6 protein-coding genes are annotated in these 11,656 nt (G+C 60.4%); 2 read left to right on the top strand and 4 right to left on the bottom strand.

Going from position 1 to position 11,656, the window contains the following annotated elements:
- Window positions 1–9 precede the first annotated feature (9 nt).
- A complete protein-coding gene (locus QZZ60_RS07395; protein WP_295639983.1) occupies window positions 10–3,264 on the bottom strand; it encodes a DEAD/DEAH box helicase in 3,255 nt (1,084 codons plus the stop codon).
- Between the two features lie 290 nt (window positions 3,265–3,554).
- Here QZZ60_RS07395 and QZZ60_RS07390 point away from each other — a divergent pair, with 290 nt between their 5' ends.
- Window positions 3,555–5,120: a peptide-binding protein gene (locus QZZ60_RS07390; protein ID WP_295639985.1), complete on the top strand. Its 1,566-nt coding sequence runs from the start codon at window positions 3,555–3,557 to the stop codon at window positions 5,118–5,120.
- A gap of 9 nt (window positions 5,121–5,129) precedes the next feature.
- On the top strand, window positions 5,130–7,418 hold the full coding sequence (locus QZZ60_RS07385) for a bifunctional (p)ppGpp synthetase/guanosine-3',5'-bis(diphosphate) 3'-pyrophosphohydrolase (protein WP_295639980.1): 2,289 nt from the start codon (window positions 5,130–5,132) through the stop codon (window positions 7,416–7,418).
- A 582-nt stretch (window positions 7,419–8,000) separates the two neighbouring features.
- Here QZZ60_RS07385 and QZZ60_RS07380 read toward each other — a convergent pair.
- The 3 genes from QZZ60_RS07380 to QZZ60_RS07370 all read right to left on the bottom strand — a co-directional run bounded on the left by QZZ60_RS07380 (window position 8,001) and on the right by QZZ60_RS07370 (window position 11,534).
- Entirely contained in the window at window positions 8,001–9,137 is a 1,137-nt protein-coding gene (locus QZZ60_RS07380; RefSeq protein ID WP_295639977.1) for a metallophosphoesterase, read from the bottom strand.
- A gap of 275 nt (window positions 9,138–9,412) precedes the next feature.
- Window positions 9,413–9,946 (bottom strand): flavodoxin family protein, encoded by a 534-nt coding sequence (locus QZZ60_RS07375; protein WP_295639974.1) that lies wholly within the window; start codon window positions 9,944–9,946, stop codon window positions 9,413–9,415.
- A gap of 391 nt (window positions 9,947–10,337) precedes the next feature.
- Window positions 10,338–11,534: a hypothetical protein gene (locus tag QZZ60_RS07370; RefSeq protein WP_295639972.1), complete on the bottom strand. Its 1,197-nt coding sequence runs from the start codon at window positions 11,532–11,534 to the stop codon at window positions 10,338–10,340.
- Window positions 11,535–11,656 lie beyond the last annotated feature (122 nt).

The raw sequence follows: 11,656 nt of genomic DNA, 5'->3' as shown, positions 1-11,656 counted from the left end.
AGAGAATCGCTACACCTCGAAGAGCATTTCGAGGTCTTCTCTTGTGAGGGACTTCCAGGATTCCTGCCCGGGAATGACGGCTTCGGCTACGCCGCGCTTCATTTCCTGGAGCTTCAGAATCTTTTCTTCCACGGTGTTCTGACAGATGAGCTTGTAGGAGAACACCTGCCGCAGCTGACCTATTCTGTGGGCGCGGTCGGTGGCCTGGCTTTCCACGGCAGGGTTCCACCACGGATCGTAGTGGATGACGTAGTCCGCGCTCGTCAGGTTGAGGCCCGTGCCGCCGGCCTTCAGGGAAATGAGGAAGATCCTGATGGACGGGGTGTTGTTGAAGCGGTCCACCTGCTCCAGACGGTCCTTGCTCGAGCCGTCGAGGTAGCAGAAGGGTATGTCCGTCATCTGCAGCCATGCGCGTATCTGCTGCAGCATCTGCACGAACTGCGAGAACACCAGCACCTTGTGGCCTTCTTCCACGATGTCGAGGATCATGTCCTTGAAGGCCTCGAACTTGCCGGAAGGCATGTTGGCGTTGAAGCCGGGCATGTCCAGCTTGAGCAGCTTGGGATGGCAGCAGATCTGACGCAGCTTGAGCAGGGCGTCCAGAATGGACATCTGGCTCTTGGCCATGCCCTTCTTGTCCACGTCGGCGAGCACCTGTTCGCGCAGCTTGCGTGCCAGGGAGGCGTACAGTTCCGCCTGTTCCTCCTCGAGAGCGCAGTACATGACGTTTTCCACCTTGGGAGGCAGATCCTTGACCACTTCGGCCTTGGTACGGCGCAGGATGAAGGGCTTGACCCTCGAGCGCAGGTACTCGAGCGTTTCCGCATCGCCTTCCTTGATGGGCTTGATGACGCCCCGCTGGAAGGCGTGCTGGCTGCCCAGAAAGCCCGGCATGAGAAACTCGAACAGGCTCCACAGCTCGAAGAGATTGTTTTCAATGGGCGTGCCCGACAGACACAGGCGCATCTTGGCGTTGATCTGCCGTACGGAACGCGCGGTGATGGTGTTGGGGTTCTTGATGTTCTGGGCTTCGTCGAGAATGATGGAGTTGAACTCGTGCTGTTCGAGTTCCTCCATGTCGCGGCGCAGCAGCGCGTAGGTGGTGATGACGAGGTCGGAGGAGGCTATCTTTCGGAACAGTCCCTCGCGGCGCGTGCCGTACACGATGACGCGGGAAAGGCCGGGCACGAACTTGGACGCTTCGCGATCCCAGTTGGGCAGCACCGAGGTGGGCACCACGATGAGGTTGGGCCCCTGCGAACCGTGGTTGACCATGTGCTGCACGAAGGCCAGCGTCTGAATGGTCTTGCCGAGGCCCATTTCGTCGGCCAGAATGCCGCCGAAGCCGTACTCGTTGAGGAAGTTGAGATAGGATATGCCCTGAAGCTGGTAGGGACGCAGCGAGGCCTGAAGGCCCTTGGGCGTTTCTATCTGCTTGACCTCATGGAAGTTGCGGATGTTGTCGCGCAGCTTGCTCCAGAAGGAGTCCTCCAGAGCGCCGGGCAGATCTTCGAGCAGGTTGTCGAGCACCGGAGCCTCGTACTGCTTGAACTTCTGCTTGGGCGGCTTGGCCGGATCGAGACCGAGCACCTTGAGCTTGTGCGCCAGCTTTTCCAGCCACGATTCGGGCAGGCTCGCGTAGGAGCCGTCCTTGAGCTGGACGTAGCGCTTGCCCTTGAGCCAGGCCTTCCAGATGCGGTCGAGAGGCAGGTTCTGACCGTCGTAATCCACCGAAATGTCGAGGGAGAACCACTTTTCCTTCTCGTTGCTTTCCACGCTGGCGTTGATGACCGGCGTGGAGGCGCGCACCTTGTAGCGCGAAAGCGTGGCTTCGCCGTACACGCGCCAGTTCTCGAGCAGCGTGGGATAGGAGTCGAGCAGGAAGGAAATGGCTTCTTCCGGCTCCATGAACCACAGACGGCTGCTTCTCGGCTGAAAGCGCATGTCGGAAAGCTGCGTGATGAGGGCGTTTTCCTCCACCTGATTGCGGCGTACGAGGAAGGTCTTGCCTTCGTATACGTAGCTGCCCGTCTGAAAGTCGGGGTTCGGGCCGGGCAGCGTGAACTCGCCGTGCAGGGTCTCGTAGATGTTCTGCACCTCCAGGGTGAGCAGGCTCCCTTCCTCGTCCAGAAAGAGCTTGGGATTGTAGGTCGCCGGCTGGAACACGGGCTCCATGATCTTGAGGAACTCGTCCTGTTCGTACAGTTCCGAGGCGGGCAGACGCGTCCACACCCTGTCGAGAAATTCGGGAATGTCTTCCTGAGGAATGACGGGGCCCTTGTGCACGAGCGCCTGAATGACGTGATGGTTCAGGCAGGTCTGCACCGGGTAGAAGCCCTGATTCCAGCACACCCACAGGGGCATCTGACCGTGGAAGGTGGCGCCTTCGCGTGCCGGAGCGGGAATGTCGCCGCTTTCATCCGGCTCCTCGTCGATGATGGAGAAGGGCTTCTTGCCTTCGCGCTGAAGCAGCACGTCGAAGCGCAGACCGTCGTCGTCCAGGGAGGGGCGCAGCTTGAGCGCCATGGTGGAACTTTCGATGCGGCAGGGAATTTCCGTGTCCTTCCAGTAAAGGTAGTCCTCCTTGCGTATGGCCCAGAAGAACCACGACAGCAGACCGTCGGGGATTTCCACGCGGTGCCCGTAGTAGTCGAGATACTGCGCGATCTGACGGCACACCACGGGCAGCTCGGGAGAATGTTCGCACCATTCGGGGTTGCGCAGAATCTGCTCGAGCGTCACTTCCTGACGCACGGAGGAAAGCCCCGTCTTGTTCTGCCTTGCACGGAAGAACTCCACGGACAGACGGCCGGGCTCAGGGAAGAACCGGAACAGAAAATAGTGCCGTCCCGTCTCCGGCTCGAACGTGCCGCCGAAGAAGTGACGGAAGCTCTGCCGCCAGTCCTCGCGGGGCGCGGGAGCCGGATCGGCCTTGCCCTCGGAAATGTCCAGGGAATTGATGAAGTGTATGGCCGTGGCGGCCACATGGCGGCAGGGACCGTTGAACGCTTCCATGCAGTTGCACATGGAATCGACCCGCTGTTCCCTGAGATTGATATTGACCACCGGACTGTAGGCCTCGAAGTCTTCTCCCTGAACGGTGCTCTCCACCGTCCACACGTCGTTTTCAAAGCGCAGAGTGAACTTGCTGAGATTTCCCTCGGCTTCGATGGCGCGACCATACTCCGTGATGTACTCGGGGATGGTGTTCTGAATGAAGTTTTCGGCAAGCCCACGGGCGGCGACTTCCTCGCGTCGATTCATGGCAACAGACCTCAATGACAGAAGATGGACAAGGCGCGGAAGCCTTGTGCGACAGCGGCCGGAAAGGGAAATCGATGGAATCGGAAGTCCTGAGCAAAAAAGGCTGAGCCGGCCATTGCCTCCTAGGATTATAGGATATTATCCTAGTTTTCAAGAGAAGTGAACTGTGCTAGGCTTTTTTCATGAAAAAAAAGTTAGAATTCCCGCAGTGTCCCGCTTCTTTTTCGGCCTTCGGAACCGGCATCCGGTCCCGGTCGCTGCGTTTTGCCGTCGTGTTTCTGTTCTGCCTCATGCTTGCCGCAGGCTCGGCGCGTGCGCAAGAAGGGCAGCTTCCTTCCGACGCGCAGCCGGTGACGGGCGGTCATCTCATCATGGGCAGCATAGGCGAGCCTTCCAACCTCATTCCCTATCTTGCCTCCGATTCCGCTTCCGCCGAGGTGGCCGGGCTCCTTTACACGTCGCCTCTGGAATATGACAAGGATTTCAACATAGTGAAGTGTGCCGCCGAAGAGTGGGAAGTGCTTGAGGGCGGCCTTTTCATGCGCTTTCGGCTGAAGGAGGGGATCGTCTGGCAGGACGGGCATCCGCTGACCGCGGACGACGTGACCTTCACCTACAATCTCATGACCGATCCGAAAACGCCCACGGCCTACGCCGCGGATTTTCTCAACGTGAAGGAATACCGGCAGACCGGTCCGCTTTCCTTCGAGGTCCGTTACGACGCGCCTTACGCCCGTGCGGCCATTACCTGGATGCATCCCATCCTTCCCAAGCACATTCTTGAGCACGAGAACATAGCCTCCACCCGCTACGCCCGCAATCCCGTGGGCGCGGGCCCCTTCAAGCTCAAGTCGTGGGAGCCGGGCAGCCGCATCGTGCTCGAGGCCAACGACCGCTACTTCAAGGGGCGGCCGTATCTTGACGAAATCATTTACCGCATCATTCCCGACAGTACCACCATGTTTCTTGAGGCGAGGGCCGGCAAGCTGGACTTCGTGGGGCTTTCCCCTCAGCAGTACCTGCGGCAGACCAGCGGAGAATGGTGGGACAGCAACTGGCGCAAGTACAAGTATCTCGCCTCCGGCTACACGTATCTCGGCCTGAATCAGAAGAGTCCGTTTTTTAAAGACAGGAGGGTGCGTCAGGCTCTTTCCTTCGCCATAGACAGGGAAGGCATCATAAAAGGCGCGCTTCTGGGCATGGGAGAGCCCGCGTTCGGCCCGTACAAGCCCGGAACATGGGTATACAACACGGCGCTCAAGGCGTATGATCATGACCCTGAGCGTGCGCGCCGCCTTCTTGCCGAGGCGGGGTGGACGCCGGGAAAGGACGGAATTCTGGAAAAGGACGGCCTGCCCTTCGAGTTCACCATTCTGGTGAATCAGGGCAACAACGAACGCATCAAGGTCGCCGTCATTCTTCAGCAGATGTTCCGGGCCGTCGGCGTGAAGGTCTCCATCCGCACGGTGGAGTGGGCGGCCTTCCTCAAGGAATTCGTCAACACGAGAAAGTTCGACGCCCTGATTCTGGCGTGGAACATTCTCGACGACCCGGACATTTACGACGTGTGGCATTCCTCGGCCATCGCGGGCAACGGCCTCAACTTCGTGAGTTTCAGCAACGAAGAGGTCGACAGGCTGCTGGAGAAGGGACGGACCTCGGCGGACAGGGAGGTTCGAAAGGCCGTTTACGACCGCTTTCAGGAAATACTGCACGAGGAGCAGCCGTACCTTTTTCTTTACGTTCCGTATTCCCTGCCCATGGTTCAGGCGAGATTCCAGGGCATTCAACCAGCTCCTGCGGGCATTACCTACAACCTCGACCGGTGGTGGGTTCCCAGAGCGCTCCAGCAATAGCAGGTTCTTATGAGTCAGACTTCCATTCTTCAGACGTCAGCGGACGCGGGCGATCCCCGGCAGAAAGATGCTCACCCTCAGGAAAACGTTTCCATGGTGATCTCTCCGGTGACCGGGGCAAGCTCGCCGGCATCGAAGATTCCTTCGGCCGACAGCATCGTGGAGGAACTCGTCAAGCACTGCCCCGATGCCGACGTGGCCATGGTGCGCCGTGCCTACGACTACGCCTCTGCCGCCCATGCGGGACAGCTGCGTCTGTCGGGAGATCCGTACATCCTGCATCCCGCATCCGTGGCGCTCACGCTGGCCAAGATGGGCTTTGACGAGCACACCGTGGCCGCCGGACTTCTGCACGACACCGTGGAGGATACCGATTCCTCCATCGACGAGCTCGACGAGCTGTTCGGGGAGCAGGTGGCCGACATCGTGGACGGCGTGACCAAGATCAACATGATGACCTTCGACACCAAGGAAGAGGCGCAGGCGGAAAACATCCGCAAAATGATTCTCTCCATGGCGCACGACATCCGCGTTCCCGTGGTCAAGCTGGCCGACCGCCTGCACAACATGAGCACCCTGGACTTCCAGAAGCCATACAAGCAGCAGCGCATCGCCCAGGAAACCATGGACATCTACGCGCCGCTTGCCAACCGTCTGGGCCTGCACCTTTTCAAGCAGAAGCTGGAGGATCTGAGCTTCCGCTATCTTCAGCCCGACGCCTATGCCGAAATCACCACCTGGCTCAAGGACAACCAGATAGTCGAGCGGCAGCTCATTTCCAAGGTCATCGCCAAGATCGAGGCCATCATGACCGAAAACCGCATCAACGGACGCGTTTTCGGCCGCATCAAGCAGACCTACAGCATCTACCGCAAGATGATGGCGCAGAAAACGCCGCTTGACGAGATGCACGACATCATCGCCTTCCGCGTCATCGTGAACGACCTGCGCGACTGCTACGCCATGCTCGGCCTTGTTCACGTGCTGTGGAAGCCCGTTCCCGGCCGCTTCAAGGACTACATTTCCATGCCCAAGGCCAACGGCTATCAGTCCCTGCACACCACCGTGATAGGACCGGAGGGCGAACGCATCGAAATTCAGATCCGCACCGAAGAGATGAACAACATGGCCGAACACGGCGTGGCCGCGCACTGGATGTACAAGGAGCGCAACCATGCCATAGCCATGCAGGACATGCCGCAGTTCCAGTGGCTGCGCGATCTTATGGAGCGTCAGCGGGACGAGGCGGATTCCCGCGAGTTCATGAGTTCGCTGCGCATGGATCTCTTCAACGACGAAATATACGTGTTCACGCCCAAGGGCGCCGTGAAGCAGCTGCCCAAGGGGGCGACTTCCCTCGACTTCGCCTTCCTCATTCATTCCGACGTGGGCGCTCACTGCGTGGGCGCGAAAATCAACGGCAAGCTCGAGCCCTTCGCCACCCCGCTGAAAAACGGCGACATGGTGGAAATCATCACCGACAAGAACCGGCATCCTCATCGTGACTGGCTGAAGATGGTGAAGACCTCCAAGGCCAGAAGCCGCATTCAGCACTACCTGCGCACGGAAGAGCGCGTGGCTGCCGTGGCGCTCGGCAAGGAGCTCCTGGAAAAGGAAGGCCGCAAGATGGAGTTCAACGTCACCAAGGCCGCCAAGGACGGCAGGCTTCAGCTTGTGGTGCCGGAGTTCTCCCTCAACGTGCTGGACGATCTTTTTGCCGCCGTGGGCACGGGACGGCTCACCCCCCGCAAGGTGCTCCAGAGACTGCTCGCCATTCTTACCCCCAAGCATGAGCTTCTGCCCGAACCGGCGGCCGCCAAGCCGGACGGCGCGGTCAAGAAGCCTTCCGACGGCATCACCATCAAGGGCATAGAAGACACGCTCATCCATTTTGCCAAGTGCTGCAAGCCGGTGCCCGGCGATCAGGTGGTGGGTTTCATCAGTCGCGGCCGCGGCGTCATCGTGCATACCGCCAACTGCCCGCATCTGCAGAACATGGAGTCGGAGCGCCTCATTTCCGTGACCTGGAACAATGAGGAGAGCAAGCCCTTCCCGGCGGAAATCAGCATTCTGGGCCTCAACGAAAAGGGCCTGCTCGCCAAGATCAGTCTTGTCTTCGTGCAGCAGGACGTCAACATCAACGCTCTTCAGATCAAGTCCACCGTCGACGGTCGTTCCCAGATGGACTTCACGGTGGAAGTGCGCGACGCCGTGCATCTGTATCAGACCATCGACAAGCTGCGCGCCATAGAGCACGTCATCGAGGTGCGCCGCGGCACTTCCGTCATGGAAGAGTAAGAGGTTCTGTCCTCATGTCCGGGCCGGGGGCTTTCTCCGGCCCTTTTTTTGTGTTCTTCACGGCCCGGCAGAAAGGCGTTCAACGATGCAGAAGCCGTTTTTGACGCTTAAGAGGTTTTTTGCCTGCGCCCCGGATGGAAAGCTTACGGGATGCGCTTCGGAGCGTGCGGGCAGACTTGCCGTTCAAGTTTCGGCAGGTGCGGCACGGTGCAAAGCGCGCCGGCGCAGGCTGGCTCGGAAAAGAAGCCGTCTTTCGGGAGCAATGCCCGCAGAATGCCCTGCCGCGGAGGGGGGGCCACGTGCGTCCTGTCAGAAAAGGCGAAGGGGAGAGGACTTCGGAGATGAGCGCTGCAAGGGGCGTGTCCCGTCATCGTGCCGGTTCGGAGCGAGCGGGTACAAGGCGATGCTTGAAGGCGGCACGGAAGGGACGTTCATACGGGGGAGGCGTCGGCAGTCTTTTCATGGCTCTGGAGCGAGGAGCCAGGAAAGAAAGGTGTGCCGGGCAGAAGTCCCATGCCCGCGGCGTCCCCATGGAGCACGTGCCCCTGCGCTGAAAACGCTGCCCGGCAAAGAGGGCAGGGCTCAGCGGTCGTCCGTCCTTTTTCCGTGGAGCACGATGCGGGTGATTTCCGAAGGCACGCCGAGGCGGCAGGAAAAGCCGTTCCACAGGCCCGTGCCCGGGCTGACGTAGAGCAGGCCGCCCTGCGGGGTACGGTAAAGCCCGTTGACGTACCCGGCGTTGTAGGCTCCGATGAGCGGGGCGAGGAAGAACATGAGCCCGCCGTGCGTATGACCCGAAAGCTGAAGTGCCACGCCCGGCGCGGGAAGGTCGTCGGCGTTCGGCTTGTGCGAGAGCAGCACGCGCGGGCCGTCAGGTGCGCCGTCAAAGGTCTTTTGCACGTCGGCTCCGTGGTGACCGAAGCGCCCCGAGGCGGCATCGGGCACGCCGCCGAGCACAAGGCCGCCAGAAAGCACGCGATGCTCGTTGTTCAGCATGGTGATGCCGAGGCTGCGGAATTCTTGAAGCCAGCCTGCGGCGTTGTAGTAATATTCGTGGTTTCCCGTCACGCCGAACACGCCGCAGCGGGCGTGAAGATCGGCAAGCGGGGTCATTTCGTCGCGCAGGGCGCCGGGCAGGCCGTCGATCATGTCGCCGGTGATGACCACCGCGTCCGGGGAAAGGGCGTTTGTTTTTCGTACCACCTCGGAAAGCCAGGCCTTTTTCTGTACCGGGCCTATGTGCAGGTCGCTGAGCTGCACGAGGGAAAAACCTTCAAGTTCCGGTGGAAGGTTTGGAATGGTCACGTCCACCTGACGGACGTCGGGCACGCGCACGGCCTGCCACGTGCCCCATGCACCGCAGGCAAGGGCAAGGCAGACGAGCAGGGCGCAGCGGGCGCCGGGCGTGAAGGGCAGACGCCATGCGGCGCCGAACAGTCGGCCGATGCGCAGCACAAGGCCCGCAACGTCTTTGGCGAGCGCGAGGACAAAGAGCACCATGAGTGCTGCGTACAGTGCTTCCGCCGTCAGCATGACGGGAGCGGGCAGATCGGGACGAAAAAAGCCGCCGCCGACCACCTGATAAAACACGTATTTGAGCGCGGCGGCCATGAATGCGACGCCGAGAAGCGCTTTTACGGGCAGAGCCGCCTTCATGGGAAGGACAAGGCTCAGGAAGGCGTAGACCGCCATGAAGATGGAGGGAAGAAGTAGTCGCATGAGCGTTCCGGGTTCCGCCGTCCGGCCGCACGGCAGAAGTAAGGGTCAGAAAGGGAAGAGTCCGGAGGCGGAAGATGACCGCACGGCGGTCGTCCTTGCCGGGCCGGTTCCGGCAAGGCACGGGCAAAGTGCGCGCGATGAAACGCCTTTCTCCGTCCGGGACGGGGCTGCAGTTCGGTTCGTTCATGAATAACGGATGACCGGCCCGTCCGCAAGACGGCGGCTTCTTCCTCAGGCGGGAGGGCTCCGGCGTGCCTCCTCGCATGAGGTCGGAATCAGGCGCTGCGTCCCATGGCAAGAGCCTTGTCCATGGCTGCGGTTGCCGTCACTTCGCCCTTCTTCCAGACTCCGGGCGCGAGCAGAACGCCTTTTTCCGTGACCCCTTCCAGACAGTCGGTAAAGCCGCGGAAGCTGTCGATGGTGCGTTCGAGAGCCTTTTCGTTGCCGTCGGCTGCGGTGGCGATGAAGTAGAATTCCTTGCCGGAAATTTCGGTGTAGCGGGGAACGGTGCGGTCGATGAGCGTCTTCATCTGCGCGCTCATGGTATAGAAGTAGACGGGCGTGGCCATGACGATGACGTCGGCCGAGACGAGTCTGTCGAGAATGGCGGCCATGTCGTCCTTCTGCACGCAGCGATGCGTGCTTTCACACGCGCCGCAGCCCAGGCAGGGATGGATGGTCTTTTCGCGGAGCGCGATTTTTTCCACCTTGTGCCCGGCCTCGAGCGCGCCCTTCATGAACTGGTCGCAGAGAATGTCGGAGTTGCCGCCCTTGCGGGGGCTTGCGGAGATGATGACGATGTCCTTCATGATGTTTTCCTGTGCCTTGGTCGTTGCTCCTTCGTTCCGGCGTGCGGCGCTTGCGGGGCGGCCCCGTGTCTTTGAGCGCCGCCGGCCGCGAAGGAGGGCCGGGCGTCGAGGCTTCCGCTTTTTTCGCCCGGCATGCCCTCAGGCTGATCTTTTTGAGGTCGGCTGTCCATGGACGATCCTCCCGTTTTCTTGCCTGAAGCTGCCGCAGCCGGGAATCTCGGAAAGAAAAGCAGCACGCAGAAGGGATGAAGACAGAAGGGCGACGCGCAAAGGGCAGGCCGGGGACGGTCGCAAAAATCACCGGGGAACGCGCGGCACGCGGCCGGGAGCGTCTTTTGCGGCGTCAACGCTGCAAGAGACGCTCCGCGATTCCCGGATGGAACCGTTCCGGTCACTCCTGCGGGGCAAGAGCGTCGGCGTAGAACTGATCCATTTCTTCCTTCGTGGAGAAGTTGGCCATGAACATCTGATCCGCCATGGCTCCCGACAGCGCGGGGGGAATGCGGCCCGTCATCTTCATGTTCGCCGCGTACTTCCTTGCGAGTTCCTCATTGGAATGGCGGAACTTCTTTCCGTCGCGACGGCCCACGAAGGCGCAGTAGAAGTGTTCGCCCACGGGCATGGTGGAACGGTCGAAGGCGATCATGTCCGCCCAGAGCTTGTACACGTCGGTGCTGTTGGCGAAGTTCATCATGTCGGGGCTGTAGCCGCCGCACGGACGCATGTTCACCTCCAGCGCCACCACGTCGCCCTTTTTCCCCATGCCTTCCTGATCCTGCGTAAGCCGGAAGAACTCGAAGTGCACGAAGCGGCTTTTCACGCCGAAGCTTCTGGCCGTGGCCCGGCCGGCGGCGCGGGTGTCGTCGGGCAGCTCCTTGAGCAGATAGTAGGCTGAGTTGCCGGATTCGTTCACCACGTCCATGATGCTCACGGGAGTGATGTTGCCGGTCTCGAAAATGGGATTGCCGTGCGAGTCGAAGATGGCGTCGTAGGAATTGATTTCCGCATGGATGAATTCTTCCATGATGTACTGCACGCCGGGCATTCTGCTCGCAAGAAAGGCGTCGAGATCGGCCTCGCAGGACAGCTTTCTGGTGTCGGATGCGCCCATGCCGTTGTCGGGCTTGACGATGACGGGCCAGCCGACCTCCTGGATGAAGGCGAGGCAGCCTTTTTTGTCGTCCACGATATGATAACGGGCCGTGGCGATGCCGGCGCGGCGGTAGTATTCCTTCATGCCGGACTTGAAGCGTATGCGGGGAATGTCCTGGTTCTGGAAGCCGCTTGTGATGTTGAAGTCCGTGCGAAGGGCGGCGTCCTGCTCCAGCCAGTATTCATTGTTGGATTCCAGCCAGTCTATCCTTCCGTACTTGTGGATGAAAAAGCCCATGGCACGGTACACTTCATCGTAATTTTCCAGACTGCCGACCTTGTAATACTCGTTCAGGCTGTCCTTGAGCTCCGGCAGAAGATCGTCATAGCTCTGTTCGCCTATGCCGAGGACGTTCAGGCCGTCATCCTTGAGACAGCGGCAGAATTTCCAGTAGTTTGCGGGAAAATTCGGTGAAATGAACACAAAGTTTTTCATGGCGTCTTTTCCTCCTTGCGGAGCCTCCTTCTTGACGGGCCGGACGTGCTCCGGCCATGTTCCTCCTGCCGGTCTGCCTCAGGCCGTGCGTTCGCCGAGCAGCCACGGCAGAAAATATTCCA

Source organism: uncultured Mailhella sp., assembly GCF_905187505.1.
Classification (GTDB): Bacteria; Desulfobacterota; Desulfovibrionia; order Desulfovibrionales; family Desulfovibrionaceae; genus Mailhella.
The sequence above is the reverse complement of the archived record's forward strand: the minus strand, read 5'-3'. Positions and strand labels throughout refer to the sequence as shown.

Bases quoted from the DNA above. Each gene is read 5' to 3' on its own strand.
- QZZ60_RS07395 (WP_295639983.1), bottom strand. From the start codon at position 3,264: ATGAATCGACGCGAGGAAGTCGCCGCCCGTGGGCTTGCCGAAAACTTC.
- QZZ60_RS07390 (WP_295639985.1), top strand. From the start codon at position 3,555: ATGCTTGCCGCAGGCTCGGCGCGTGCGCAAGAAGGGCAGCTTCCTTCC.
- QZZ60_RS07385 (WP_295639980.1), top strand. From the start codon at position 5,130: ATGAGTCAGACTTCCATTCTTCAGACGTCAGCGGACGCGGGCGATCCC.
- QZZ60_RS07380 (WP_295639977.1), bottom strand. From the start codon at position 9,137: ATGCGACTACTTCTTCCCTCCATCTTCATGGCGGTCTACGCCTTCCTG.
- QZZ60_RS07375 (WP_295639974.1), bottom strand. From the start codon at position 9,946: ATGAAGGACATCGTCATCATCTCCGCAAGCCCCCGCAAGGGCGGCAAC.
- QZZ60_RS07370 (WP_295639972.1), bottom strand. From the start codon at position 11,534: ATGAAAAACTTTGTGTTCATTTCACCGAATTTTCCCGCAAACTACTGG.